At 48.0% G+C, this 25,150-nt stretch carries 27 protein-coding genes and 1 riboswitch; of the genes, 19 read left to right on the top strand and 8 right to left on the bottom strand.

Annotation, left to right across the window (positions count from 1 at the left end; all coding sequences use genetic code 11):
* Positions 1-398 precede the first annotated feature (398 nt).
* Positions 399-1,469: a copper amine oxidase N-terminal domain-containing protein gene (locus MKZ12_RS02915; RefSeq protein WP_339258649.1), complete on the bottom strand. Its 1,071-nt coding sequence runs from the start codon at positions 1,467-1,469 to the stop codon at positions 399-401.
* Positions 1,470-1,718: 249 nt separating this feature from the next.
* Here MKZ12_RS02915 and MKZ12_RS02920 point away from each other — a divergent pair, with 249 nt between their 5' ends.
* A complete protein-coding gene (locus MKZ12_RS02920; RefSeq protein WP_339258650.1) occupies positions 1,719-2,195 on the top strand; it encodes a GNAT family N-acetyltransferase in 477 nt (158 codons plus the stop codon).
* 47 nt (positions 2,196-2,242) lie between these two features.
* Positions 2,243-3,313, top strand: coding sequence for a Gfo/Idh/MocA family oxidoreductase (locus MKZ12_RS02925; protein WP_339261295.1), 1,071 nt, complete (start codon positions 2,243-2,245; stop codon positions 3,311-3,313).
* 89 nt (positions 3,314-3,402) lie between these two features.
* On the opposite strand, the gene MKZ12_RS02930 is transcribed toward MKZ12_RS02925, so the two are convergent.
* Both MKZ12_RS02930 and MKZ12_RS02935 read right to left on the bottom strand, forming a co-directional pair.
* Positions 3,403-3,771, bottom strand: coding sequence for a hypothetical protein (locus tag MKZ12_RS02930; RefSeq protein WP_036613213.1), 369 nt, complete (start codon positions 3,769-3,771; stop codon positions 3,403-3,405).
* A gap of 97 nt (positions 3,772-3,868) precedes the next feature.
* Positions 3,869-6,457 carry a UvrD-helicase domain-containing protein gene (locus MKZ12_RS02935; RefSeq protein WP_339239353.1) on the bottom strand — a complete coding sequence of 863 codons (2,589 nt, stop codon included), beginning with the start codon at positions 6,455-6,457 and terminating at the stop codon, positions 3,869-3,871.
* 567 nt (positions 6,458-7,024) lie between these two features.
* On the opposite strand from MKZ12_RS02935, the gene MKZ12_RS02940 reads away from it, so the two are divergent.
* Together MKZ12_RS02940 and MKZ12_RS02945 are read left to right on the top strand one after the other, a co-directional pair.
* Positions 7,025-7,840, top strand: coding sequence for a zinc ribbon domain-containing protein (locus MKZ12_RS02940; RefSeq protein ID WP_339258653.1), 816 nt, complete (start codon positions 7,025-7,027; stop codon positions 7,838-7,840).
* Between the two features lie 68 nt (positions 7,841-7,908).
* Positions 7,909-8,715 carry a helix-turn-helix domain-containing protein gene (locus MKZ12_RS02945; RefSeq protein WP_339258654.1) on the top strand — a complete coding sequence of 269 codons (807 nt, stop codon included), beginning with the start codon at positions 7,909-7,911 and terminating at the stop codon, positions 8,713-8,715.
* Between the two features lie 274 nt (positions 8,716-8,989).
* On the opposite strand, the gene MKZ12_RS02950 is transcribed toward MKZ12_RS02945, so the two are convergent.
* The gene (locus MKZ12_RS02950; RefSeq protein ID WP_339258655.1) at positions 8,990-9,643 is read right to left on the bottom strand and encodes an NUDIX domain-containing protein; all 654 of its coding nucleotides are present in this window, start codon (positions 9,641-9,643) and stop codon (positions 8,990-8,992) included.
* Between the two features lie 79 nt (positions 9,644-9,722).
* On the opposite strand from MKZ12_RS02950, the gene MKZ12_RS02955 reads away from it, so the two are divergent.
* On the top strand, positions 9,723-10,025 hold the full coding sequence (locus MKZ12_RS02955) for a hypothetical protein (RefSeq protein ID WP_017690846.1): 303 nt from the start codon (positions 9,723-9,725) through the stop codon (positions 10,023-10,025).
* Between the two features lie 234 nt (positions 10,026-10,259).
* Here MKZ12_RS02955 and mscL read toward each other — a convergent pair whose 3' ends face one another.
* A complete protein-coding gene (gene mscL / locus MKZ12_RS02960) occupies positions 10,260-10,754 on the bottom strand; it encodes a large conductance mechanosensitive channel protein MscL (protein ID WP_339239358.1) in 495 nt (164 codons plus the stop codon).
* Positions 10,755-11,026: 272 nt separating this feature from the next.
* Positions 11,027-11,126, top strand: a riboswitch (purine riboswitch).
* A gap of 300 nt (positions 11,127-11,426) precedes the next feature.
* Between mscL and MKZ12_RS02965 the strand changes: the two genes are divergently transcribed.
* Both MKZ12_RS02965 and MKZ12_RS02970 read left to right on the top strand, forming a co-directional pair.
* Positions 11,427-12,014, top strand: a complete 588-nt coding sequence (locus tag MKZ12_RS02965) for a xanthine phosphoribosyltransferase (protein WP_036613196.1) — start codon at positions 11,427-11,429, stop codon at positions 12,012-12,014.
* A 1-nt stretch (position 12,015) separates the two neighbouring features.
* Positions 12,016-13,377 (top strand): nucleobase:cation symporter-2 family protein, encoded by a 1,362-nt coding sequence (locus tag MKZ12_RS02970; RefSeq protein WP_339258657.1) that lies wholly within the window; start codon positions 12,016-12,018, stop codon positions 13,375-13,377.
* Between the two features lie 281 nt (positions 13,378-13,658).
* Here the strand turns inward: MKZ12_RS02970 and MKZ12_RS02975 are convergent, their stop codons facing one another.
* Positions 13,659-13,997, bottom strand: a complete 339-nt coding sequence (locus tag MKZ12_RS02975; protein ID WP_076332729.1) for a hypothetical protein — start codon at positions 13,995-13,997, stop codon at positions 13,659-13,661.
* Between the two features lie 95 nt (positions 13,998-14,092).
* Positions 14,093-14,371, bottom strand: a complete 279-nt coding sequence (locus MKZ12_RS02980) for a transposase (protein WP_091018633.1) — start codon at positions 14,369-14,371, stop codon at positions 14,093-14,095.
* 400 nt (positions 14,372-14,771) lie between these two features.
* Here MKZ12_RS02980 and MKZ12_RS02985 point away from each other — a divergent pair, with 400 nt between their 5' ends.
* From MKZ12_RS02985 to MKZ12_RS03025, 9 genes are all read left to right on the top strand, one after another.
* Positions 14,772-14,960, top strand: coding sequence for a hypothetical protein (locus MKZ12_RS02985; protein ID WP_017690840.1), 189 nt, complete (start codon positions 14,772-14,774; stop codon positions 14,958-14,960).
* A 133-nt stretch (positions 14,961-15,093) separates the two neighbouring features.
* Positions 15,094-15,855 (top strand): type I methionyl aminopeptidase, encoded by a 762-nt coding sequence (gene map / locus MKZ12_RS02990; RefSeq protein ID WP_339239360.1) that lies wholly within the window; start codon positions 15,094-15,096, stop codon positions 15,853-15,855.
* A 573-nt stretch (positions 15,856-16,428) separates the two neighbouring features.
* Entirely contained in the window at positions 16,429-17,481 is a 1,053-nt protein-coding gene (coxB, locus tag MKZ12_RS02995; protein ID WP_339258658.1) for a cytochrome c oxidase subunit II, read from the top strand.
* 32 nt (positions 17,482-17,513) lie between these two features.
* Entirely contained in the window at positions 17,514-19,403 is a 1,890-nt protein-coding gene (gene ctaD / locus MKZ12_RS03000; RefSeq protein ID WP_339239361.1) for a cytochrome c oxidase subunit I, read from the top strand.
* Positions 19,400-20,026 carry a cytochrome c oxidase subunit 3 gene (locus tag MKZ12_RS03005; RefSeq protein WP_047840264.1) on the top strand — a complete coding sequence of 209 codons (627 nt, stop codon included), beginning with the start codon at positions 19,400-19,402 and terminating at the stop codon, positions 20,024-20,026. The genes ctaD and MKZ12_RS03005 overlap by 4 nt, the downstream gene beginning before the upstream one ends.
* A 3-nt stretch (positions 20,027-20,029) precedes the next feature.
* Entirely contained in the window at positions 20,030-20,350 is a 321-nt protein-coding gene (locus MKZ12_RS03010; RefSeq protein WP_278297054.1) for a cytochrome C oxidase subunit IV family protein, read from the top strand.
* A gap of 108 nt (positions 20,351-20,458) precedes the next feature.
* Positions 20,459-21,382 (top strand): cytochrome c oxidase assembly factor CtaG, encoded by a 924-nt coding sequence (gene ctaG, locus MKZ12_RS03015; protein WP_339258660.1) that lies wholly within the window; start codon positions 20,459-20,461, stop codon positions 21,380-21,382.
* A gap of 35 nt (positions 21,383-21,417) precedes the next feature.
* Positions 21,418-21,882: a DUF420 domain-containing protein gene (locus tag MKZ12_RS03020; RefSeq protein ID WP_339258662.1), complete on the top strand. Its 465-nt coding sequence runs from the start codon at positions 21,418-21,420 to the stop codon at positions 21,880-21,882.
* 142 nt (positions 21,883-22,024) lie between these two features.
* Complete coding sequence (locus MKZ12_RS03025) at positions 22,025-22,396, top strand: hypothetical protein (RefSeq protein ID WP_105601396.1); 372 nt, start codon at positions 22,025-22,027, stop codon at positions 22,394-22,396.
* A 113-nt stretch (positions 22,397-22,509) separates the two neighbouring features.
* On the opposite strand, the gene MKZ12_RS03030 is transcribed toward MKZ12_RS03025, so the two are convergent.
* Positions 22,510-22,836, bottom strand: a complete 327-nt coding sequence (locus tag MKZ12_RS03030) for a hypothetical protein (RefSeq protein WP_339258663.1) — start codon at positions 22,834-22,836, stop codon at positions 22,510-22,512.
* A 209-nt stretch (positions 22,837-23,045) separates the two neighbouring features.
* On the opposite strand from MKZ12_RS03030, the gene MKZ12_RS03035 reads away from it, so the two are divergent.
* The 3 genes from MKZ12_RS03035 (at position 23,046) to MKZ12_RS03045 (ending at position 25,150) form a co-directional block, all read left to right on the top strand.
* Positions 23,046-23,759, top strand: a complete 714-nt coding sequence (locus MKZ12_RS03035) for a hypothetical protein (protein WP_339258665.1) — start codon at positions 23,046-23,048, stop codon at positions 23,757-23,759.
* An 89-nt stretch (positions 23,760-23,848) separates the two neighbouring features.
* Positions 23,849-24,238, top strand: a complete 390-nt coding sequence (locus MKZ12_RS03040; RefSeq protein ID WP_339261296.1) for a GntR family transcriptional regulator — start codon at positions 23,849-23,851, stop codon at positions 24,236-24,238.
* Between the two features lie 15 nt (positions 24,239-24,253).
* Positions 24,254-25,150, top strand: coding sequence for an ABC transporter ATP-binding protein (locus tag MKZ12_RS03045; protein WP_339258667.1), 897 nt, complete (start codon positions 24,254-24,256; stop codon positions 25,148-25,150).

The raw sequence follows: 25,150 nt of genomic DNA on the forward strand, positions 1-25,150 counted from the left end.
CAATTCCTTGAATAAGACGTCTCAGATTCGTCAGCGCTAATTCTGCTTGCTCTTACATTCCTATGCAGAGCATGTCTTTTTCAGGCGCATGTCGTATACAGCGTACGTTGCAAGTGCCTGCTCTGGACAAGTTCAGGTGTGCTTCGCTTTGAAGCGAGTTTGAAAATACGCTCCAAAAACCCAAAAACCTAAACCCAAACCCAAACCCAAACCCAAAAACCCAAAAAAATAACCTTACCCATGCCTGTCGGAAGACAAGCGGATAAGGTTATTTTTATTGACTTCGCAGCTGCTGGACATTATGATGCGACGCCCTCCTGACACCAAGCCAAGATATGCATGCCGTTAGCAACATAGAACATATGCCTCAACTCAACCAGTCTCGTTTATTAATCGATTTATTTCGCTTCCAGTTGTGCTGCTGGTGTTTCAACAACCACTTTCCATGCCGTTCCGATTGGAGGCAGACTGCGTGTTAGCATAGGGCTGTAGTACCCAATCACTTTAGTTCCTTTAGTCAGTTCTTCAGCTTTCACCGTCTCACCTTCGTGGTTCACGAGCAGCGTATCTTTAGCGATATTCAGCACGACATGGTCAGGAGCCGTCTCGGTTAAACGTGAACCTGTGATCTCAATCTGTGAGATAAGACCTTCTGCATTTCTTACATCTTCAATTGTACCCGCTGTACCCAGTACCTCTTTAGGTTGTGCCTCAGATGCTGTAGCCGCATCCAGTACAGTGACTTTATAGGTCGGGGTTTGTGGTGGCAGACTGCGGGTAGTGATCATGGAATGCTCAGCTTCCACGTTCATGCCGATGGCCAGATCAGTCAGTGCAATCTCTTTCCCCTCAACGGAGATGAATTTCGTCTCATCGCTCAGATTGAGCACGATGCCATCCAACCCTGCACCGCCAATCTGGATGGACTTATATTTATCCTGGTTCGAGATTCTGGTAATCACACCACGCTCAGTGATCGTCTTCACGTCCTCTTCACTAGAGATCGTCACCTGATTTCCTGTTGTGTTCACTTGTCCATGCAGTACCTTTTCTGCAAAAGAAGCCGGTACATACAACGTGCCGCCTGTGATTTCGGGTGCTGTACCCAGTGTGAGCAGCATTTTATTTACGGAATATTGATCTTTGCCTGTGATTACCTGTGTCCAGAGAACACCTCGCGTCAGCTCCGCGGTTTTATTTTCTTTATGCCATTTCAGTTCAATACCCAGTGCTTCGGTAAGATCACGCAGTGGAATCATGGCTACTTTGCCATCCTTGTTCCAGTAACCATCGGAAATGGATGCACCATTCACGGATACGTTTACTGCACCAGCTGTGTTACTATCTGCTGAAATGGATGTTTGATGGACTGGTTGTGTGTTGTCCAGGGTTGCTGCATAAGCGGCTCCACCACCCAATGCCATGGATAGGGCCATCAGCGCACTTACTTTTTTCATGTTGTTATTCATCAATATTCATCCCTTCTAATCTTTGTAATGTCGCGGTAAAATCTTCCTTAGAGCCACGCTTCAAGTTAATAGACGGGACAGATCGTCTCAGTGTTGCAGTTGGCATGCAATGAATCTAAGCGGTATGTTAGTTTGAATTTGAAATATCGCTTGTATTGCAGGTTATCGGCAGCAGGATCAGGTTAATTTCAGGTAGGTGGCCAAACCGTTGTCCTATTTCACATTCAAGTACGAGGAGGAACCGATTAGATGAGTGATATGTTAGTAGCGCTCTATCGTTTACCGGAGCAAGAGAGTGGACTGAGAAAGCTGCAGGAATCCTCCATTGTGATTAGAAGAGCCATTGCCCCAGAGAAACAGCTTGTACTGGATTGGGTGAGGTCACATTTTAGCCAAGCTTGGGTGGATGAATGTGAGGTCGCTTTTGCACGTCAGCCCGTGTCCTGTTACATCGCCGTTGAGCATGGGAAAATGATCGGATTTGCCTGTTACGAAGCGACATGTCGCAACTTCTTTGGACCTACAGGCGTGAGCCAGGATGCACGGGGCAAAGGTGTAGGCACAGCCCTGTTACTGGCCTGTATGCATGCGATGAAGGCGGACGGTTATGGTTATGCCATTATCGGATCAGCAGGACCTGTGGATTTCTATGCCCGAACATTGGGTGCTGTGAAGATCGAAAATTCAACCCCGGGTATTTACGAAGGCATGCTGCGGGCAGACTAGACGATAGTGATGTTGTGGAAGTTGTGGAAAAGGAAGGGAGGACGATGATGAGCACGAAACAAATGCTGCACATTGGAATGATCGGTACAGGATCCATCTCGGATCTTCATATGAGGTGTTACGCCAAAAATGAGGATGCTGTCATCTATGCCATCTGTGATCTGAACGAAGAGCGGGCCAAGGCTGCTGCACAGAAGTATGATGCTCAATCCGTGTACACCGATTATCGGGAGATGCTGGAGGACCCGCATGTGGATGCTGTCAGTATCTGTACCTGGAATAATACACATGCAGAATTCGCCATTGCTGCACTGGAGGCAGGCAAGCACGTACTGTTGGAGAAACCGGTCGCAACCAATGTGGAAGATGCACTGCGGATTGAAGAAGCGGTGAAGAAGAGCGGACGTACGTTTATCGTTGGATTTGTGCGGCGGTATGACAACAATATGCAGATGATGCGCAGATTCATAGATGCCGGAGAGTTTGGTGAATTGTATTATGCCAAAGCTTCCATTCTGCGTCGTCACGGTAATCCAGGCGGTTGGTTCGCTGACAAAAGCCGTTCCGGCGGAGGCCCCCTGATTGATCTGGGCGTACATATCATTGACCAGTGTTGGTATTTGATGGGCAAGCCCAAGCCTGTTTCCGTCAGTGGTAATACGTATCGGAAGCTGGGCAATCGTGCCCATATCGAACATCTTTCTTTTTACAAAGCAGCCGACTACAGCGCAGCTGTGAATGACGTGGAAGATATGGCGAATGCACTCATTCGGTTTGAAAATGGGGCTTCGCTGGCGGTGGATGTAAGCTTCACCCTGCATGCACGCGGAGATGAATCTTCCGTGAAATTATACGGTGAGCGTGGTGGGTTTGAATTGGAGCCGGAGACAATCATCGTCACGGAGAAAAATAATACCATCCTGAATATTGAACCCCAGACGGACAATACGGGTCTCCATATTCATAGTGCATTTCAGAACCAGATCGACCACTTTGTGGATTGTTGCCTGAACGGTACAGAGCCGATCAGTCCAATTGCGGATGGGGTGGCTTCCACACGTATGTTGTGCGGAATCTACGAATCTGCTGAGAAAGGCCAAGAGATTCGTCTGGATTGAGTCCAGTGTAAGGGACGGTTATTCTTCGTAATATTAAAAAGCATGCGTCTTCCGCGTGATCTGCGGTTGCGCATGCTTTTTCGCATCAATCATTTATTCAGTGGTGAATTCTCGTATCCAGGGTCATCATAATCCGTATCCTGCAGCCTTGGAAGCACGTTCATGCTCTCAATGGCCTGCCGGGAATCAGGCGTGCCATGGTCATACAGAAACGTATACAGCAGAGTCATGCCATCCGAAAATTGCTCTGTTGCCTCATCGTGGTCTGCCGATTTGTAGGGTACGGGAGCCCGTTGCAATGTGTAGGCATCGTCATCCTCCAGCACCTTCATCAGATCTTTCAATCGGCCCAACTGTTCATCATCCACCAACACCTCAAAGGGTGTAGATTCGTTCTTTGTTTGTTCAATCAAGTTATGAGTTACCGATACATACAGATGTTGTTTGCCGTCCTGCATAATCCAACCCCCATTCTGAAATGGAAAAAAGACGCTTCTACTGTTAATAAACAGCAAAAAGCGCCCTGAAACGAGCTATAACTGTATCCCGTATCGTTTATTTCCCAAATCTCCCCGTTACGGGAACCTGGCGGGTACCGGCCTCCATTGATCCTGAACACAGGGGACAGGCGGGTGGACCGGATGATGCCTTCTTGTTTGTTTTGGCAGAAGGCACAGCCGGTTTCTGTCTTAGCCACGCTTTACAGGTGGATGAACTGCATTTCCAGACCGCAACGGTCTCCGTGCGCTCAGCATTACCCGAGGCTGAACCTGAACTGTGGGACTGTATACGGGAGGAACTCGCAGCTGTTGGACTGATACCTGTGGTACTGAACGCCTTATGATTGCGAATTTCCCCACTACCACGCCGTTCTCCAAGGCGATCCTCATCCCGTTCATTGTGGACCTCGAAGTCACGACGGTCGCTGTGGTTGATGGCACGGCGTTGTGCTACATCCCGACCTTCGGAACGGCCACCCGATCCCGAGCGGGCATATGATCCATTGCCTTTGCCATATGAAGTCGGGCTGCTGGTCCGACTCTCCTCACGAGGTTTGCGTTTATCCGGAACTTCCATGCCGAAGGCTTCAAGCAGGAAGCGGGACACATCCGCTGGCTTTCCGTGATGAGATGCGGGTGAAGTGACATACAAGTACTGCTTGGCCCTTGTGATGGCAACATAGGCAAGCCTGCGTTCTTCCTCCAACGCCATGTCCAGCTCGGCGTCTGTCTGCTGCACAGCAAGCGCAGCCTTTTGATCTTCGGGGATATCCTGTCGCAGTGCTGTACTGTGAGGCACAATTCCCTCACTGGCTCCGATCCAGTACACACAAGGGAACTCCAGTCCTTTGGCCCGGTGAATGGTCATCAACTGTACTGCGTCACTGTCCTGTGCGCGGCGTAGAGATTCCATCTCCCGGTGTCTGCGGGATAACTCATCCGCGAACTGGATGAACTCTTCCACCGTTTCGAATTTTTTAACGGCAGCTTCGAATTCATCCAGAGTTTCCAGCATCGTTTCCTTATAATGGGTGAAGATGCTGGGATCACCACTTTCCATATACTTGTCGTAGAACTGCCTGCGCATTTCCTGAATGGCGATGATTGGCTTTAGTTTGTGCAGTGATTTGATCAGCTTGATGCGCTCTTTGACCTGTTCCTGCTGGAATGGTTTCAGCTTGTCCCATTTCACCAGATGGATGAGTGGATATTTCTTCGCCTGTTGTTGTTCGCAGCGCTGTATCCATTCCAGGCCAGCATCCCTTGAAACGTAGAGCGGTCCCAGCGCACTGGGAAGAGCATCCATGGCTCGTGGATCAAGAGACAGACGTAGATGATCCATCAGGGGCCTGATGAGAGACTGGTCGTAGAACACCGGGGAGGCACCATGCTGTACAAAAGGCACATCTTTCAACACAAGCTGCTCGAATACAGCCCGGCTGCTGCTTGCAGTCCGGTGAAGAATCGCAATATCACGATAGGTGTGCTGCCCTTCTTCAACCTGTTGGCAGAGCTGATTCACGACCCACGCCGCTTCTTCCTCCGCATTGGATGGTGTGGCAAAACGCGGCGCATCTCCGCGGTTTCCGGCGGCACGCAGCCGTTTGTCACGTCTGCGTTTATTACGGGCGACCAATTCGCTTCCGAGTCCAAGAATGCGTGCATCACTGCGATAATTGATATCCAGCGTCACAATGCGTGCACCGGGGTATACTTTATCGAATTCCAAAATCGATTCCTGGCGTGCGCCATTAAAGGTATAGATCGTCTGGTCATCATCTCCTACAACCATCAGGTTGCGGTGGGCGGAAGCCAGTTTTTGCACAATCTCATATTGCAGATGGTTGGTATCCTGGAACTCATCCACCATAATGTACTGAAAACGTTTCTGAAGCGGCCCCAGGACAGCCGGGTCACGAAGCAGAGCGGCAGCGCGCAGTAAAATATCGTCAAAGTCCATTTTGCCCCGCTCCTGCTTCCAGGCTTCGTAACCAAGCAGAACACGCTTGGCATCGCGTTCCTCCTGCGATTTTTCAGGCAGGTCAGTTGTTTCCGATCCTTGCATCTTCCACGCGGACAGCATCGCCAGCAAACTTTCAGGCTGGAAGGCTTCACTCATGCCATTTTGGCGTAAAAGCATCTTGAGCACCGTATGTTGGGCCCGTGACTCGCCAAAAATCTCTTCCTGCACGCCATAATGACGCAGTAATGTCAGCGCAAAAGAGTGGAAGGTGCGAGCCTGCACGGCTCTCGCAGCTGCCGGACGTATACCTGGCAATGCGGCGATCCGGTCTTTCATCTCGGTGGCGGCTTTGTTGGTGAACGTCACCAGCAGGATACTGCCCGCATGTACACCGCTGACCTCTATGAGGTAGCCGGCTCTTGCAGCGAGTACAGTCGTTTTGCCACAACCGGCTCCGGCAAGCGTCAGAATAGGTCCTCTGCCGTGACGGACTGCCGAGATTTGTGGTGCATTTAGCTTAATGCCAGCCTCTTCCAGAGAACGAAAGTAAAAGGCATCTTGTTGATCATTGCCCACGAGTTGCCGACTGGTCTCCAGCGGAGCAGACGGGGACTGGGGCAGGGATGCCGCCGGGGTAACCCCGAGCGGACGGGGGTAGAACGTTGAGTTCGGACTTAACATGTTTCATCCACCTCTGTATGCATTCAGGGATAGGACTATCCCGGCTAAAAGTAAACCATTTGCCCTTTTCACAATCGCATTGTAAATTGGTATGATAGAGTTAGTTGCCTAATCAGGCGGTTAAGTAGGGCCAAAGCTTCATTATACCCGAACGTATGGTCTTGACGAAAGCCCCCGATTTCATCCAGTATCGGTATTAAACGGGCACCTGCACGAGATTACGCAACTTTTTGGCATGATATCGTATAAGTTATATGCCTGAGCATTTTGCATGAAGGATGTAATATGCTAATTTACCACAAGTATGTGTTCAAAAAGTCTGGTTTTCAGTACCGAGAAGATGGAATGAAGCTAGAAATGGAGTAGCGGAGCGTAGGGAAAACTACGTGAGCAACTACAATGTTTCCGAAGGAAACATACTTCGTAAGCATATTCTTATTCGGCTGAATGCCATATTCGATGCTGATGATGCCGCTGGCATCCTTCGTAATCAAAGCGGACTTTTTGAATAACCTCTAAAAATTTAAATGATAATATTGGTTTTGACGGGACAGAGGAGGAATGGTCATGAAACTGCTTCAACGCATCAAAGACGGAGCGAACAAAGCAACAGAGCGTGCCCAGCACGCCGTTGAGATTGGGAAATTGAACAACCAGATTGTGGGCTTGCAACAGGAACAGGAAGTCCATTTTACAGATATGGGTCGCATCTTCTATGAGGGTTATCGGGCACAGGATATGACGCGTGCAGAAAAAGAGATGGTGGAACTGTCGCGACTCTGCGACGAATTGCAGGACGAGATTGATGGCCTGCGCAACAAGATTGCAGAGTTGAAGAATGAACGGTTGTGCGAATGTGGACATGTCGCTTCCCTGGACGCCAACTTCTGCCCTAAATGTGGACGCAAGTTGGGTGAACTCAAGACAGCAGCACCTACAGCAGGAAGTGCAGGCGTTGCAGGAGCAACCACAGCTGCGAGACAAGAGGCAGCTGTGGCACAGAACCAAACTCCGGAGCCGGACTTCTACGATGCGCCAGCCGAATTGGAACTGGAGGAAGACGAGCCGTATCACACGGTCATTCCGTCCATAGCCGATCTGGAGACGGAATCCGAATATAACAGTACGGAATTTACGCAGGAAGAAAAGGAAGCGTTCGATGCAGAGTGGGAACGTCGCAGAGATGAAGAGATGCAACGGGAACGTGAGCGTCAGCAAGAACTGGACGAACGCATCCGCTACTGGAAGGAAAATAACCCAATCGTGAACAAGGTGGACGTACAGACCGAGGTTTCACGCGAAATGGTGAACTGTCAGATTTGTGCAGCCGAGCTGCCCAAAGGTTCGAAATGGTGCCCGCGTTGCGGAGCCGAACAGATCTGATGCAGTAGAAGCACTGCCGCATCAATGTGAGGCAGTGCGGGTTGCTGACAGCATGGGGGGACGGGAATATGGACCAACTGCTGCATCATTTGCGTCATCTCGGATTTACCGAGATGGAATCTAAAATTATGGTGGAACTCGCCCGCCAGGGATCAGCTTCAGGATATGAGGTTGCGAAGCGGCTGGGCGTGTCCCGTTCCAATGTATATGCGACCCTGCAACGGCTGGAACAACGTGGTTTCCTGCGGTGCAGTCCGGGGGAGCCTGCGAAGTATAGTGTGCTGAAGCCTGAGGAGATGACACGTATGATCTCCGATCAGATGCGTACCTCTCTGGATTATGTCCAGAGCAGCATGCCCAAGAGTGAACCGGAGAAGCCTGTCTTCTATAACATTGAGGGTGACAAAAATGTGTTTGAGAATCTGAGCCGTGAATTGGCTGAGGCTCAGCATGAGATTGTTGTCGACGTCTGGCGTGAAGAGGCAGAGCTGTTACGTAATGATTTACAGCAAGCTGAAGCTCGCGGTGTACGGCTGTTATGGTCGTGTGATGGTGGTGAAGGCATGCTGGATCAGCCTGTCCCTTGGCCGGGGTTGCCTTTGTATGGAGCGGGTAACGGTCGGAAATTCTCTCTGGTTATAGACCGCCGCTGGTGCATGCTGGGCATGCGCGGGGAATCATGCGCTACGCAGGCAGTGGTGACGGAGCATCCGGTAATGACCGGGTTGCTGCTGAATCATTTTGCTCAAGAACTGGTATTGTACGAGCTGGAACAGGATATGGGTGAGGAACTGGAGTCCCGCTATGGACACCGGTACGAAGAACTCTCAGCACGGTACTGGTCTTCGCCTTCAGGAGAGGGCGGGAAGAGCTAGGCAGATCATTAATGAATTCACTCCCGATGGAGTGAACATCTAGCACAAAGGTACCTTTCCTGATCTTGATGAAACAATACTTGCGTACATAAAGCAGGCGCTGCCCGAGAGGCAGACGCCTGTTTATGCTGGTTTGAGGTATGACAGTGATGTTCGTCACAGCATCTGTTTCCAGTCAGGTCAATAGTAAAGGTATGAAGTGATGCTATTTTTGAGAAAATGAAGCTATGAACATTCGATTGAACTGGATTGGGTTGAACCGGATTGTACATGATCAATCTTTGGGCACGTGATACAGTGCCTCCAGCACGTCCGTATAATAAGCAGTGCCATGAGGTACAAATTCCGTTGCCCGAATCTCACGAACGATACGCTCCGGTTGATAAGCTGCATGATCGCTTGACGGCTGAGTCTGAACTCCGGTAGCTTGAATGACGTCGATTTCACAGCGGAACAGAGCGAGTAGATCATCCAGCGGCACCTCATACAGGCTATCCACCTCGCTGGGCTGCAGAACGTAGGCTTCAATCGGCTGGTTCAGACATAATCCATAGACCGCACTGAATTCCCGATCTACGAATGGAACACCACGGACTTCTCCTTGGAGCTGCTGTGTAGCCGTGAATAGATAGGTCAGTGCATTGAAAGATACATCTACACCCAATTCTTCCTCCAGCTCACGACTGGCGTCTTGCAGTTGTTCACCTGCGGTGAGATGGCCTGCTGCTGTAATGTCGTAACATCCAGGGAAGGTATCCTTAACATCACGCCGCCGCTGAAAAAGAACCTGACGTTGTTCGCCTTCGTCACGCACAATCCAGCAGTGGAATGAACGGTGCCAATATCCTTTGGCATGGACCTCGCTACGTGGCGCTGTACCGATCCAATGTTGCTGATCATCATAAATGTCGAAACGTTCTGGGCTCATGAAACGTATCTCCTTATATAGCAGTTTTTAAAGTTCAAAATTTCACAAAGTATTTTTTAAACGAAAGGGGAACGATCGTATGGAATGCATTGTACACTTTCAGGTGATTTATCCGCAACCTCAGGAGCGTAAAAGCCTTCGAGGACTTATATTTGTAGGGCAAGGTCAGGAACCGGCTAATAGTCAGTTAAGCAGCATGTTTAAGGATATGGGATTCAATGTACGTTTGGAAGATGAGGCTCAATTGTTGTTCAAGCCAGTGGATGCTTCGGCAAACTTTGAATATATTCGCGTGACAGAACTGGACACCGGAGAAGAAGTTTACAAGGAAGATAAGGATCTGAAGTCGATTCTGGAGCATTTGCTGCCACGCCGTTTCTAGTTCATAAAGATGGGGCGAATGAAATTCAACGGGGCAGTAAATGTAATACATGTATGTAAGGCATAAAAGAAGGCCCCACCTTTACGGTGGAACCTTCAAGCTACGCCATATCGTATTAAGTCTTTGTGCTTAGCTTTTCATACATATACCCTAACAAGTCGGGAAGTTGTTCTCGGCATTCGCATCAGGATTTATCAGGAAGCCACATCGGTGTACGATTTAACCCAATTGTAATTACGCTGTTGCGCCGCTTCCTTCTGGTTCCAGCTCTGAAGTACAGTGTGAGCAGCGGGTAGCCGCGGCTGGGATTTCAGATAGGCAATACTTGCAAGCCTTGGTCGTTTTTTGCGGCTCGGGCTTTTTGTGTTCCTTGCTTTTGAGGTAGTTGATACCCTTCACAAGCATGAAGATACAGAACGCAACGATAAGAAAATCAATCATGACGTTGATGAACTGACCATAAGCAATTACGGTAGCCCCAGCTTCGTTAGCTTGAGCAAGTGTGGTGATGTCCTGTCCATTTGCTGTTTTCATATCTCGATCCAGGTTGATGATTTTCTGACTGAAGTCGATTCCACCCAGCAGTTTTCCAACCGGAGGCATGATGATATCATTCACAAGCGATGTGACGATTTTACCAAAAGCAGCCCCAATAATCACACCGACCGCCAGATCGATGACGTTGCCGCGGACGGCAAACTCCTTGAATTCTTTAAGTACGCCTTTCATGTCTGCATATCTCCTTTGATCATTTCAATTCATAATGTAGGCCGCGATTCCATCCATTCTCCGTTCGGATCCGCGCTTCCGTTCTCATATTGTACATAAAAAATGGATTCCTATCACCCCCTGTTTGCAAATTAAGACAAGTTTCCGCAACTTCCATGAAAATACTTCTTTATTTCATGCCGCCGATTCGGTATACTTCTAACATTGTCAGTTATGTATAGCCTTTTACATTCAGGTTCGCGATCATACATTGTAACGAATCATGGAGCCAAAAAATTAAATATGCCGTTACTCGTATATGTGCAGGAATAGGCCTGCATGTCTCTACCCGATCACCGGAATGATCGGACTACGGGAAAGATGTTGCAATGTTTTGTATGGTTGGCATGAGATCATTCTCAGACAGTTTCACTGAAGAGCAGGTTCAAGTAGCTTTTATCTGTTTCTGGATAGACTGTATGGAGTTTGACGTCTCAGGAGTGAACTTCGGCTCTAATGTCCTTCCAGTACATTTGCAGCATCCATACGGCTTGTCCATATACGTACAAGTCCGTCTTTTCCCGTCTCCGGTTATTCCGCAGCGTGTGAAAAGGCGGGCTTTTTGCTTTTTACCATGAGATCGAAGAGGCATGTGGGTTTCTGTGCGGAGGGCATTCAGGGGGAAGAATTGCAATGCAATTGTTAAAAGACAAGGTAAGACAGGAAGGTATTGTCCTGTCCGAGCAAGTACTCAAAGTGGATTCATTTCTGAACCACCAGATGGACCCGGTTCTGATGAAGGAAGTGGGCAAGGAATTCATTCGTCGTTTTGAAGGCGAAAATATCACACGTGTGCTAACGATTGAATCGTCAGGGATTGCGCCAGGCATCATGACCGCGTTGGAGCTGAACGTACCACTTATTTTTGCACGGAAGCAGAAGTCGCTCACACTGACGGAAGACATTCTGGTGGAGAAGGTCTACTCCTTCACGAAGCAAGAAACGAATGAAATTACCGTTGCCAAGAAATTCATGAAGCCTGGGGATCGCGTATTGATCATTGACGATTTTCTGGCAAACGGTGAAGCAGCATTTGGGCTGGCTCGCATTGTGGAGCAGGTTGGAGCAGAAGTGGTTGGCATCGGTATTGTTATTGAAAAAGCATTCCAACCGGGAGGTCGCTTGCTGAAAGAAGCAGGATACCGTGTGGAATCACTGGTTCGCATCGGGGCTTTGTCAGATGGACAGGTTACATTTGCGGACGAGGAGGGCACGAACTAATATGGCACGCGAACGTATTTTTCAGCGGCATCGGCATCCAATCAAAACGTTCTCACTCGGACTTCAACATGTGCTTGCCATGTATGCAGGAGCCGTTGTCGTTCCACTGATCGTTAGTAACGCACTGGGCTTTACACAGGAACAGTTAACCTATCTCATTGCCATTGATTTGCTCGCCTGTGGTGTGGCTACACTGCTTCAGGTATGGGGAAATAAATATTTCGGTGTAGGACTGCCTGTCATGCTCGGTTGTGCATTCCAAGCCGTGTCTCCAATGATTCTCATTGGGATGAATAGTGGGGTATCTGCCATCTACGGGGCAATTATTGCTTCCGGATTGTTTGTATTGATCTTCTCTGGTCTCTTTGGGAAGCTGATCAGGCTTTTCCCTCCTGTCGTGACAGGTTCTGTTGTGACCATAATTGGTCTGACGCTGATCCCGGTTGCTTTCCATGATCTGGGTGGCGGTCAGGGCCAACCGGACTTTGGTAGTGGAACGAATCTGTTGCTTGGATTCGGTGTACTGTTATTTATCATCCTGATGACTCGTTTTACAACTGGATTCATCCGTTCCATCTCGGTACTGATTGGTCTGCTCGTTGGTACGGTGGCGGCAGGATTTATGGGCGAGGTTAATTTTGCTCCTATTCGCGATGCAGGCTGGTTCCATGTTGTTCAGCCGTTTTACTTCGGTACACCGACCTTTGAGATTGTGCCTATCTTGACAATGATTCTGGTGGCGATTGTCAGCGTGGCTGAATCCACAGGTGTATTTATGGCTTTGGGTAAAATTTTGGACAAGGACCTGTCCTCCAAGGATCTGGCCCGTGGGTATCGTGCAGAGGGCCTGGCCATTGTGTTAGGTGGTATTTTCAACTCATTCCCGTATACAACGTATTCGCAAAATGTAGGGCTGGTACAGATGACACGTGTGAAGACACGTGATGTCATTGTTGTGGCTGGTGGAATCCTGGTGGTCATCGGATTTGTGCCAAAGATTGCGGCTCTCGCACAGCTCGTTCCAGGGGCAGTTCTTGGTGGAGCTATGGTGGCTTTGTTCGGCATGGTGGTATCATCCGGTATCCGAATTATCGGTAGTCAGGTCGATCTGAATCGTCATGAAAATCTGTTTGTCATTGCTTGTTCTGTAGGCATGGGGCTGGGAGTTACCGTTGTACCTGAGTTATTCGCTGGTGCACCGGACTGGGCTCAGATTATGCTCGGTAACGGCATCATAGCAGGAAGCTTCACAGCGATTTTCATGAACCTGCTGTTCAACGGTCTGGGCACCAAGGAAACGGCTGCCAAGATGGCTGAGCAACAAGCAGATGCCATCCTTGGAGAAGCAGATAAGTCGGCTTAATCGCCGAACTAGACCTATAATCCAGCATGATTGTTATGTTAACGTCTTGGAAATTAACCTTAACAAGATGAACATTTAAGCAGGTTGATACATCGTGATTTACAGCATGAATGGTTTATGACATACATCATTTATATTGTGAATGTTCAACCACATGAATAAAGTCATTTTTACATGCTAAACAACGAATGTATATAGAAGCCGATATATAATTAAAAGACGATCCACACCCTGTTTGAAAGGGGGGATCGTCTTTTCTTTTGCATCATGTCTTCCTAAAGTTACAGATGGCGCATCTGTTTCTCTGCAAAATCGCCAACCCACGGCAGCTTTAGCCATTTCCCCTGCAAGCTGGTGACCACCATGATGAGCCAGACCACCACACCGAGCAGGGATAACAAGGATGCCACCAGTGGTCCAAATAAGGGAAGAAAAGTCGATAATACATGCCCAACCATAATGATGCCAAAGACGGTTACGGATTGCAGCGCATGAAATAGCACGAACCGACTCCGCTTCTCTACCGCGAGAAAAACAATCCCGCCTACAAAGGTAAACAGATAACAGAGCATACCGGCAATATTTTCATCCAGACCGCTAGACGATTTCATGGGGGACATCCGGTCCAGCCTCCTTTAACCTTTTTTTATTAGGCTATGAAGGAGATGGACAGAACTGAACCTGTGAATTTATCCGACTAACAAATCAAACAATATTATCTTCCGCCCTCGATCTGTCTACGAGGGTTTGTGATCTTGCCCATTTTATCTGTATCGTTTTCCTTGGGAACCAATCTTTCATCGGTACGTCCTTCATGATGATTATCAAAAGCATACTCCGTCAGCTTCCATTCTGACTTGCCGAGAACGGGATCTGCCGGGAAGTGTTGCCCACGATGCAGATGTTCCTCACGTCCAGCTTCGTTGATATATACTCCGTCGACTTCCACCTTTTCATGTGAAAGGGGCAGCATATCCTGTTCTTTGCGTTCCATGAAACGGCGCCTCCTTTTAGATACCATTAATTTAACTGTATGGGTTGTCCGTGATAATATCCCCCGAATAGTTCAGTGTTATGCTGGATATATTAATTCCGTATAGAATGGTGGCATTCATAACACATGATTCGGAATTAAACTTTTTGGGCATGAAAACCGTTATATTTATTAGAGGAAATCGTCAAGTCGTAAGATACTTCCGAATATGATACAATAAGATTATGATTCATTCCGAATCATATCGGGTATTTATAGTGTCAGGTACTTGCTTTCTAGCGAGGTTCCCGACCTAAAGCTTGCTTTAAGCCGCGCACACAACTTCATGGATGGCATTTAAGACTTATTCGGCATTCTCTAAACGGAGCATTCACTTTCAACGTTTTGGGAGGGAATTACAATGGCAACGAAAGGTCACAATGAGGTCAAAGAAAGTTTGAGGGAAATGACTCGGATTTTCCGTCCTAAAGATCCAAAAAAATTCGTGAAGGAGTACGTGAGAAAATACCGGATTACGGGTGGATACGAGGAAGAATTGACTTCTGTGGTTGAGCATGAGCTTGTCAAGATGGATTCTTCCGTGTCCTGAAACAACACACAACTCTGATTATACTGTTCCGATAATGAATAGAACCGTCTTCCGGGCGATAAGCTCCGGCAGACGGTTTTTTTTGCGTTCCTGCTGCATATATATGGGAGTACACCTACAGCGGGAAGGATGAATGCATGTGGACCCTATTTTAAAAACCAAAGAAGAGATTGGCTACATGCGGGAAGCTGGACGAATTTTGCGAAGTTGTCACCAACATATTGAGCAGTGGATGATACCTGGGATCACGACAGCGGAGATCAATGAGCGGGTGGAAGGGTTTCTGGCAGCACATGGGGCCACACCGGAGCAGAAAGGATATAAAGGATATCCGTACGCCACATGTGCCTCTGTCAATGAAGTGGTCTGCCACGGATTTCCGGGAGAAGAAGAACTGGCGAGCGGGGATGTAGTGACCATCGATATGGTGGTGAACAAAGACGGCTGGCTTGCTGACTCGGCCTGGACATATGGCATTGGTGAACCAAGCAGATCCATTCGCAAGCTGATGAGACGCACGGAGAAGGCCCTTGAGCGGGCGATTGCCCAGGCAGTTCCAGGGAATACGCTCGGAGATATTGGAAGTGCCATTGAACGAACAGCCAGATTGTATCGTTACGGAATTGTAAAGCCCCTCATTGGTCATGGAATTGGTCAATATATTCATGAGCCGCCAAATGTGTTGCCGTATGGCAAACGCAGAACGGGCACGATGCTCACCGAGGGCATGGTCATTACCATTGAACCCATATTTACGAAAGGCAGTTCCGGGGCCGTTGTATGGGATGAAGATGGATGGACAGTAAGGACGGTAGATGGCAGCTGGGGAGTGCAGTATGAGCATACAGTTGCGATTACTGGGGATGGCCCCTTGATTCTGACCAATGGTACATGAGAAGAATTAAGGTGAAGGTGAAGATGAGGAAATGAATTGAACCTTTCGGAGGAATGCTCCATGCTGTTTTGAGCTTGAATGTAGCGGTATGGAGCGATAGGCATGTTTTCTGAATGGACATGGAAGAGGTCTTCCATAAAATCGGACCTTTCTTTTGCATAATATCGCATGTTTTGAATGTGAGAAAAATCACCAATAAATCGAGTTTTATCACCGAAATTTGGCAAAAATTTTCAAATGTAGAGTGTAATACTTTTAACTGAAATCGTTTGCAAATCAAGTTGTAGAGCGGTTTTTTACATAAAGTGAACAATTTGTGAACATGTGTCCAAAGATTGACAAAATCATACCCTCAACTTATATTTAATAAGTGATTGAAGCATATAGAATGAATTGGAAGAATGCGCAGACATGCCCTGAGCAGGAAATCACGGGAGTACTGGAAGCGTTATTTTTGTAAGCGTTCTGTATGATGAAGAGGATTATGCGTATCGTGCTGAAACGTACCTTTTGTTGCCTTTCTACTGAACGACAACGGTAATCTACGAAAACGTAAAAAAGTGGGGTAGATCAATGATGAAACAGTGGCAGGTTGCAAAGCGAATTCTCCCCTTGCTGGCGGTGTTCTCTTTGCTGCTATCCGCATGCGGGCGGGAAGACTTGTCGGTAATGAAACCTCAGGGTCCTGTGGCGCAAGGCCAATATGATCTGATGAAGTTATCCATCACGATTATGATCGTGGCGCTCATCATTGTATTTGCTATAGCGGCCTATGTTCTGATCCGGTTTCGTAGAAGATCCGGGCAGACCGACATGCCTGAACAGGTTGAAGGTAATTTCAAGCTGGAAGTAATATGGACAGCCATTCCGTTATTGCTGGTTATTGTGCTGGCAGTACCGACAGTCCAAACGATTTTTGCCCAAGGCGAAGATCTGTCCAATGACAAAAATGCACTTAAGGTCCAAGTCACCTCGCATCAGTACTGGTGGGAATTCACTTATCCTCAATATGACGTAACCACCGCTCAAGATCTCATCATCCCGACCGGAACAAAAATCGCATTTGAACTTAAAACCGCTGACGTGCTTCACTCCTTCTGGGTGCCGTCACTTGCGGGCAAAATGGACACAAACCCGGATGGAACACTTAACAAGTTCAGTTTCTCTGCACCGAATGAAGGCGTTTACCGCGGTAAATGTGCCGAGTTATGTGGCAGATCGCATGCCTTCATGGAATTCAAGGTAAAAGCAGTGAGTCAGGAATCCTTTGACAGATGGGTGAATCAGATGAAAGCACCTGCAGTCCTTCCTGAAGATACTCAATTAGCCGAGAAATTCAAAACAAACTGCCTTTCTTGCCACGCTGTTGGCGATCAAGGTGGACCCGTAGCACCTAACTTGACGGGAATCGGCGGCAAGGAATCTGTCGCAGGCATTTTGCTGAATTCTCGTGAGGGACAGGAAGAAGGTAGTCCGGTACTGGATAACATGAAAGAATGGCTCCATGATCCACAATCCGTGAAGCCGGGCAATACCATGCCGAATCCCAAGGATCTTGGGTTGACGGATGAAGAAATCGACGGAATTGCCGAATATCTGGCCAACTACAAATTGGACTATGAATAGAACAGCAAGGACGAAGAAGGGGGTACACAACCTTGGCTCATGCGCATAGCGTCAAGAGGTACAGGGGCTTGATGGATTGGATCACCACCGTCGATCACAAAAAAATCGCCATTCTCTATTTGGTTGCGGGTGGATTTTTCTTTGGAATCGGCGGCATTGAAGCCATTTTGATTCGGATTCAACTGATGAAGCCTATGAATGATTTTGTATCGGCACAGGTCTTCAACGAATTGATCACCATGCATGGAACAACGATGATTTTCCTTGGTGTCATGCCACTTATTTTTGCCATTATGAATGCAGTCGTGCCTTTGCAGATCGGGGCACGGGACGTTGCCTTTCCTTTTCTTAACGCACTTGGTTTCTGGACGTTCCTTTTTGGAGGACTGCTGCTGAACCTGAGCTGGGTTATGGGGGGAGCACCGGATGCGGGCTGGACCTCATATACGCCGCTTTCGGGCAGTGAGTACAGTGGAACGCATGGTGTGGATTTCTATACCATCGGTCTTCAGATCGCGGGTCTGGGAACACTCATCGGGGGCATTAACTTTCTCGCAACGATTATTACAATGCGTGCTCCAGGCATGTCCTACATGCGGATGCCGATGTTTACATGGACGACATTTATTACATCTGCCATTATTCTTTTTGCTTTTCCTGCCATCACGGTAGGGCTTGTACTTTTGACGTTTGATCGTATACTGGGAGCGAATTTCTTCGATGTAGCAGGGGGCGGTAACCCCGTACTCTGGCAGCACATCTTCTGGATTTTCGGGCACCCGGAAGTATACATTTTGATTTTGCCGGCATTTGGTATCATCTCGGAGGTTATTCCGACCTTCTCGCGTAAACGGCTGTTCGGTTACAGCTCCATGGTATTTGCCACCATCCTGATTGCCTTCCTGGGCTTCATGGTATGGGCGCATCACATGTTTACAACAGGTCTCGGAAATGTAGCCAACGCGCTATTCTCCATCTCGACAATGTTGATTGCCGTACCTACCGGGATCAAAATCTTTAACTGGCTCTTTACGATGTGGGGTGGACAGATCCGCTTTACAGCGGCGAACCTGTTTGCTGTTGGATTCGTTCCAACCTTCGTTATGGGTGGTGTTACCGGTGTCATGCTGGCATCTGCTCCGGCGGATTTCCAATTCCATGATACGTACTTTGTTGTAGCCCACTTTCACTACGTTATTGTAGGGGGACTTGTACTCGGCTTGTTCTCGGGACTGCATTACTGGTGGCCGAAGATGTTCGGACGTATTCTGAGTGAAACACTTGGAAAATGGACATTCTGGACATTTATGATTGGTTTCCAATTAACGTTCTTTGTACAGCATTTCCTCGGTCTGATGGGAATGCAGCGCCGGATCGTTACATATTTGCCGAATCAGGATTTTGATCTGCTCAATCTGGTCAGCTCCGTCGGGGCATTTCTGATGGGTGTGGGAGTTATCTTATTCCTCGCGAACATCGTAATCACCATGAGAAAACCGGCTGGTGCGCCAAACGATCCGTGGGAAGACGGTCGTACTTTGGAATGGTCCATTCCTTCACCGCCGCCGGAATACAATTTCAAGCAGACTCCGCTGGTACGTGGAATTGATGCGTACTGGAAGGAAAAGATGGCAGGACATACGGAGATGACACCAGCAGAACCCGTGGGTTCGATTCATATGCCATCAGCAACGCCGTTGCCGTTTGTAATGTCTGTGGGGATCTTTATTGCCGGACTTGGTCTGATGTTCAGCAAGGATGAATTCGGTAATGCGTTTATGAATGTATTGTTTAACAATTATATTGTAGTTGTTATTGGTCTTCTGATTACATTTGGATCAATGGCACTGCGTTCACTTTATGATGATCATGGCTGGCATATTGAACCGGAGGATCAGGATGAAAAGGGGGCTAGAACATGACAACCTCACATGCCGAACCGGTGAACGACAAATTGCCGCATGAACCGGAGAAAGCAACGCTGGAGGGACGTAACAAGCTAATTGCCTTCTGGTTGTTCCTTGGCGGAGAGACGGTACTGTTCGGTACGCTCTTTGCTACCTTCCTGGCTCTTCGTGGCCAAACCAATGATGGACCTACGGCGAATGAACTGTTTCACCTGCCACTCGTGGCCGCTGCAACGTTCATTCTCTTGGTCAGTAGTTTGACGAGTGTATTTGCAATTCAGGCCATGCATAAGGGCAAGCGAGATGCACTGGCATTGTGGCTTGGCATCACGGTGGTACTGGGTATGGGATTCCTCGCGCTGGAGATATACGAGTTCTATGAGTATGTGAAACATAAAGAGTTTGGCATGACTACCAGTGCCTTTAGTTCAGCATTCTATACACTGGTCGGGTTCCACGGAGCGCACGTTGCTTTCGGTATTGTGTGGATCGGAATCATTATTGGGCAGCTGTTCAAAAAAGGATTGACGGTCGTAACTGCACCTAAAGTATACGTCTCCGCAATGTACTGGCACTTTATTGACGTGGTCTGGGTGTTCATCTTTACGGTCGTGTACCTGCTCGGAAAGGTGGGGTAACACATGTCAGCACAGGATAAGACAGATCAACAGCCTGTGAAGCACCGTCACCGGACGGAAGGGCCACAGAAACACGTCGTGGTGTTTGTTTTCTCCATTATTCTCACGCTGATTGCGTTTGCGGCTGCTTCTGCCGGAGGGGTCAACACAACCTTTACGATAATTATTTTGCTCGTGATGGCTATTCTTCAGGTATTCGTTCAGTTGGGTTACTGGATGCACATGAAGGATAAAGGGCATTTGATGCCAATCCTGTTCATGGCCTTTGGTTTCTTCGTAGCCTTTACGTGCATCATTATGGCACTTTATTGGGTCTGGTGGTAAAAGAGATGGCGGCGGCGCAATGCCGCCGTCTTTTCCCCTTTTTGGCGAATGAATCTTCACAAAGAAATAAAGGCAACAACCAAATCAGGTCACGGGGAGGTTTCCCGTATGCTCGGGTTGCAATATTTTAGCTTCAACGACTTATGGAGTCCACTTATATTGGCTTTATTTCTGATCATTGCTGCGGCGTATTTAGTGCTTGTGGGACCGTTAAGCGAGCAAATAAAAGATGCAGAGCCTGCGACTGCCGGTCAGAAAATCATGTTTATTACAGGGCTGTTTGTCCTCTATCTGGCTCAAGCTGGACCATTTAATCTGCTTGGTCACGTGATGTTTAGTTTTCACATGGTAAGCATGGCGTTCTCTTATCTGGTAGCACCGCCGCTGATGATGAAAGGTTTGCCGATCTGGGTATGGCGCAGAATCGTACGCTGGCTACCAACACGCCAGCTATCGTTCCTGGCTCATCCGATCGTTGCGGCAGTGATCTTTAACGGGCTGTTTTCGCTGTATCACTTACCGATTGTACATGATTACGTTATGCTGAATTTTACCGTTCACCGGTTGTATTATATTGCACTGTTTATCACCTCGATGCTCATGTGGTGGACATTGCTGAATCCGTTACCAGAAGGCAGACAAGCTTCGGGTCTATCCAAGATCGGTTTTATTTTTCTGAATATGGTGCTGCTCACACCTGCGTGTGGATTGATTATCTTTGCGTCCGAGCCGTTGTATCAGACGTACAGCAACCCGGCAGTATGGGCTGAAGCCATGCGGTATTGTGTGTCTGGGGATTCTACGGCTTTACTTCGCTCATTTGGTGGACCGGCCTTCTTCAACTTCCTGTCCTCGGCGAAGGAAGATCAGCAGGTCGGTGGCATTGTAATGAAGTTTATTCAGGAAGGGATCTTCGCCTCTATGCTGGCCTATGTCTTTTTCCAATGGTATCGGAAAGAGAAGCAGGAAGATGATGATGATTCGTATCCTGCTGGAGGCGCTGGGGGGCCACTCAATCCGGCTGCCAAATAATTAAGTCAATGTTCTGACAAGAGGGGGAACACACGATGGATATGTATTTTTGGCTACCTACGATCAGTACTTCTTTCATTGTGATAAGTGCAGTACTGGTGGGGATTGGATGGGTACTGATTATTCGGGGCAAACGCGAGGCTCATCAGTCCGCCATGGTAGCAGGTGCGATTGCAGCTCTAATCTTCTTTGTGATCTATATGTCTCGCACAATATTCGTAGGTAATACGGCTTGGGGTGGAGACCCGGATCTGGAGATCTTTTATCGGATATTTCTAATTTTTCATATTATCCTGGCTACCGTGGCAGCGATATTCGGTATTTCAACACTGGTGTTGGGGTTCAAAAAGAAGTTCGGAACACATCGCCGCTGGGGCAGGTTCACGTCCATGATCTGGTTCGGGTCAGCATTAACAGGTGTTGTTGTGTATGTTCTTCTATATCTCTTATATCCTGGTGGTCATACACGTCCGGTGTGGGAAGCTATTCTCGGCGTGTAAAAGTGGGGGCACAACCTCGGGCTAATCGTGCGTGCGTCACTATGATCTTCTGAAAATATGAAAATGGACGAATCTAGCAGAAGATTCGTCCACGCTACCTCTCTCATTCATTCATAGAATGAGTTCGAGAGGGGGAAACAAAATGAAAAAAACAGTCAATGTCAGTCAAACGTATCCACGCCTTACCGTGTATTCAGAAGAGAACTACAGAGGAAGAAGCCGCATCTATCGTGGCAACACGGGTCTTCGTAACCTGGACAATATTTTGGATGGGGTGGAGAGCCTGCGTTTTTTCTCAACAAGTTCCAATGCAACACTCGTTGTGTTCACACGGCCTAACTTTCAGGGGGGATTCCGTGTCTTCCGCGGCAACACCAACTTGAGAGATTTGGATGATCTGATCCGTGGCAATGACGTGGAATCCCTGATCTCCACGAATGAGCGGCTGACTCTGGCCGAGATTCGTGCGATCCGCGCCAACCGCAGTCTGCCTAGTGGTTATAACCTCGTTTAATCGCAAGGCCTCTTCTTCTAACAGGTGCTAGAGAACGGCAAAGGGCTGTACCCGAATTGTGTTTACACAATAACGGGTACAGCCCTTCTTTTGTGATCGGGAATGATGTTTGTTTAATCCCCGCCACCCCCACTGTCGCCACCGCCACTATCTCCTCCAGAATCGCTGCTACCACTATCGCTGCCGTGATGAGAATGTATGCCTGATGAAAAATCTGAATCATGATGTTTGTGATCCGGTGTGTGTCTGACATGTCGATCGTAGGATTCATCTCCTGTAATGACCGGATATCCCGAAGCAGAGTCGGCATAACCGTTGTTACGGTGTCTGCGGTGTCTGCCTTTTTTGGCAGAATGACGATGAGGTTCATCCCGGAGGATCAACCAGATAACGACGATAAGGAAAAGGAGCACAAACCCGATCTCGACCAGCCAATCCATAGTTGTAATCTTCCTTTCTTTGATCCGTGACTATAATTTATTTTAACGTAAATTTGAACCGTGTCCCATCCCATCTTCCTGATTCAGGAAAATTAGGGGTTGACGGGATCAGAATTCGGTCTGTATACTGTGTATATTGATATATACAGTAAACACAGTGATTACAGTGCGCAAGATGAGTGAATGACAACTGAAAGGCAGGCATGCATATGAACGAATGGAAGCAGGCGTGGTGGTTGACCCGCAACCAGACGAGTAAGGATAAGCTCCAATGGCTATGGTCTGCAATATTCATGATATACACTGGCGGCATGAGCGGTGTGATGTTATTGGGACAACAACAGACAGATTTCATTAATCCTGTAGTGGATTCCTTCTTTTTAATCATGTTGCCATTTCAAGGGTTCATGTTCTGCAGGCGCTCCTTCCGTTACATACAGGAGGATTCCTATACGCAGATGTTGGCCTACTATCGCAGAATCCCGATCCCTGAACAAGCGGTGATGTGGTCCAGGTTACAGCAAGCTCTAATGGCGTTTGCTTACAATGGTATTTTTTTCTACGGATCGTTATACGTGGTTAGCCTTCATGCCGAAGGATTCCGATGGGATCAATATCTAGCTTTTAGCCTGACCTGTACAGGTTATGGACTTTTGGTAACAGGATTATATATTTACGGAGAGTTTCTGAACAGTGGCAAGAAATACTTGGTTCTCAGTACGCTTTTTGTACCCCTTGCGATTGGCATATCCTTATTGATTCGAATGTCAGGCAGTTACGGCTTTCGAATGGTGATGGATGCGAGTAAATCATGGGGGTTGCTTTCCCCGATCATGTGGATTGCTCTGGTGGCCGGTATCGCAGGATTATGGTTGTTTAGCCGCTTGACGCTGAAGAAGCTGGTTCTTCGGGATTTAAATTAAAATGAGAGTTGAGCTTATGTACGAATACAGGATGAGACCGGCACGGTCAGGCAACAGACTGGAGTGTACCGGAGGGCGAGGTGCAAGATGTGAAAATACCCATTCAAATTAATGAAAATAGCGCTGAACCTTTATACCACCAAATTGAAAATCAATTAAGATCTTTAATTATAACGGGTCAATTGGAGGAGGGAACACATTTGCCGTCCATTCGTGAGTTCGCCGGAGCGCTGAATTGCAGTGTGATTACGGTTAGACGGGTCTATCAGGATCTGGAGAATGAAGGCCTGCTTCGTACGAAGCAGGGGACAGGTACATTTGTGGCCCAGGTAGAAGCCGGCGATAGAGAAAATTATAGATTGAAGGCCGCACAGGAAGCGATGCAGGCTGCGGTGCAGTCTGGAAAATCGGTAGGTTGTACGGAAGAAGAGATGGAGAGCCTGTTCCGGGAAGTCCTGAAGGCTATTTACGCGAAGTAAGGGAGTGATTCATACATGGAACCCATAGCAGTTCAGTTGAACGGTGTATCCAAGATGCGAAAACGCAGAGTAATTGGCCCGATTGATCTGACCATCCCGGAAGGGTATGTAGTTGCTATTCTCGGTCATAACGGTTCTGGCAAAAGCACACTTCTTAACATGCTGCAACAAGTGGTGCTGCCAGATGCCGGGCAGATTATATGGTTTGGGAAGGAACATGAGGGACCACTTCCCCTTGAACTGAGACAACAGATCGGTTTTGTGGCTGACAATGCCGGGCTTGAAGAGAATCGGATAACAGCACAGGAAGCAGCTGAATTTCGGGCCTACTGGTACCCGCGATGGGATATGAAGTTGTTCGATCAACTGATTCACGATATGGAAGTACCCGTTGATGTGAAGCTGAACAAAATGTCCAAGGGAGAGCGGCGGAAATTCGAGATTGCTGCTGCGATTGCAGCTCGCCCCAGATTATTGCTTTTGGATGAGCCTTCATCAGGATTGGACCCCTTTGCCTGGAAAGTGATGGTTGAGCAGTTCCGTACCTTCATGGCTGAGGGGGACACCACGATTCTGATTGCCACACATATAGCAGATGAAGTCAAAAGACTTGCGGATTACATCGTCTTGATGCACCGTGGTCAGTCACTAGGTATGGCCGAGAAAGATATGGTGCTCGATCAGTGGAAAGAAGTCTGGTATGAAGGAGACTTAAGGCCAGAGAGTATCCCGGGTGTTGTGGAATCTTCTTTGGAAGAAAGAGGGCTGGTTCGTGTCATTACAACCCGGGTCAGCGAAGCGCAGGAGAGACTGGAGCTATCGAATAACCGGGTATTGAAAATCCGCAACTTGGAATTGGATGAAGTGCTGGCGTTCTGGATTGCCGGGTATGCACCCGTACAGTGGAAATAA

Source organism: Paenibacillus sp. FSL R5-0713, from assembly GCF_037973325.1.
Taxonomy (GTDB): Bacteria; Bacillota; Bacilli; order Paenibacillales; family Paenibacillaceae; genus Paenibacillus.

Bases quoted from the DNA above. Each gene is read 5' to 3' on its own strand.
- MKZ12_RS02980 (WP_091018633.1), bottom strand. From the start codon at position 14,371: ATGGAACGCAAAGAACAGGATATGCTGCCCCTTTCACATGAAAAGGTG.
- MKZ12_RS02970 (WP_339258657.1), top strand. From the start codon at position 12,016: ATGGCACGCGAACGTATTTTTCAGCGGCATCGGCATCCAATCAAAACG.
- MKZ12_RS02955 (WP_017690846.1), top strand. From the start codon at position 9,723: ATGGAATGCATTGTACACTTTCAGGTGATTTATCCGCAACCTCAGGAG.
- MKZ12_RS03005 (WP_047840264.1), top strand. From the start codon at position 19,400: ATGACAACCTCACATGCCGAACCGGTGAACGACAAATTGCCGCATGAA.
- MKZ12_RS03045 (WP_339258667.1), top strand. From the start codon at position 24,254: ATGGAACCCATAGCAGTTCAGTTGAACGGTGTATCCAAGATGCGAAAA.
- MKZ12_RS02975 (WP_076332729.1), bottom strand. From the start codon at position 13,997: ATGTCCCCCATGAAATCGTCTAGCGGTCTGGATGAAAATATTGCCGGT.
- ctaG (WP_339258660.1), top strand. From the start codon at position 20,459: ATGCTCGGGTTGCAATATTTTAGCTTCAACGACTTATGGAGTCCACTT.
- MKZ12_RS02925 (WP_339261295.1), top strand. From the start codon at position 2,243: ATGAGCACGAAACAAATGCTGCACATTGGAATGATCGGTACAGGATCC.
- MKZ12_RS02930 (WP_036613213.1), bottom strand. From the start codon at position 3,771: ATGCAGGACGGCAAACAACATCTGTATGTATCGGTAACTCATAACTTG.
- mscL (WP_339239358.1), bottom strand. From the start codon at position 10,754: ATGAAAGGCGTACTTAAAGAATTCAAGGAGTTTGCCGTCCGCGGCAAC.
- MKZ12_RS03020 (WP_339258662.1), top strand. From the start codon at position 21,418: ATGGATATGTATTTTTGGCTACCTACGATCAGTACTTCTTTCATTGTG.
- MKZ12_RS02915 (WP_339258649.1), bottom strand. From the start codon at position 1,469: ATGAATAACAACATGAAAAAAGTAAGTGCGCTGATGGCCCTATCCATG.
- MKZ12_RS02935 (WP_339239353.1), bottom strand. From the start codon at position 6,457: ATGTTAAGTCCGAACTCAACGTTCTACCCCCGTCCGCTCGGGGTTACC.
- MKZ12_RS02965 (WP_036613196.1), top strand. From the start codon at position 11,427: ATGCAATTGTTAAAAGACAAGGTAAGACAGGAAGGTATTGTCCTGTCC.
- MKZ12_RS02985 (WP_017690840.1), top strand. From the start codon at position 14,772: ATGGCAACGAAAGGTCACAATGAGGTCAAAGAAAGTTTGAGGGAAATG.
- MKZ12_RS02920 (WP_339258650.1), top strand. From the start codon at position 1,719: ATGAGTGATATGTTAGTAGCGCTCTATCGTTTACCGGAGCAAGAGAGT.
- coxB (WP_339258658.1), top strand. From the start codon at position 16,429: ATGATGAAACAGTGGCAGGTTGCAAAGCGAATTCTCCCCTTGCTGGCG.
- MKZ12_RS03030 (WP_339258663.1), bottom strand. From the start codon at position 22,836: ATGGATTGGCTGGTCGAGATCGGGTTTGTGCTCCTTTTCCTTATCGTC.
- MKZ12_RS02945 (WP_339258654.1), top strand. From the start codon at position 7,909: ATGGACCAACTGCTGCATCATTTGCGTCATCTCGGATTTACCGAGATG.
- MKZ12_RS03010 (WP_278297054.1), top strand. From the start codon at position 20,030: ATGTCAGCACAGGATAAGACAGATCAACAGCCTGTGAAGCACCGTCAC.
- map (WP_339239360.1), top strand. From the start codon at position 15,094: ATGCATGTGGACCCTATTTTAAAAACCAAAGAAGAGATTGGCTACATG.
- MKZ12_RS02950 (WP_339258655.1), bottom strand. From the start codon at position 9,643: ATGAGCCCAGAACGTTTCGACATTTATGATGATCAGCAACATTGGATC.
- MKZ12_RS02940 (WP_339258653.1), top strand. From the start codon at position 7,025: ATGAAACTGCTTCAACGCATCAAAGACGGAGCGAACAAAGCAACAGAG.
- MKZ12_RS03035 (WP_339258665.1), top strand. From the start codon at position 23,046: ATGAACGAATGGAAGCAGGCGTGGTGGTTGACCCGCAACCAGACGAGT.
- MKZ12_RS03025 (WP_105601396.1), top strand. From the start codon at position 22,025: ATGAAAAAAACAGTCAATGTCAGTCAAACGTATCCACGCCTTACCGTG.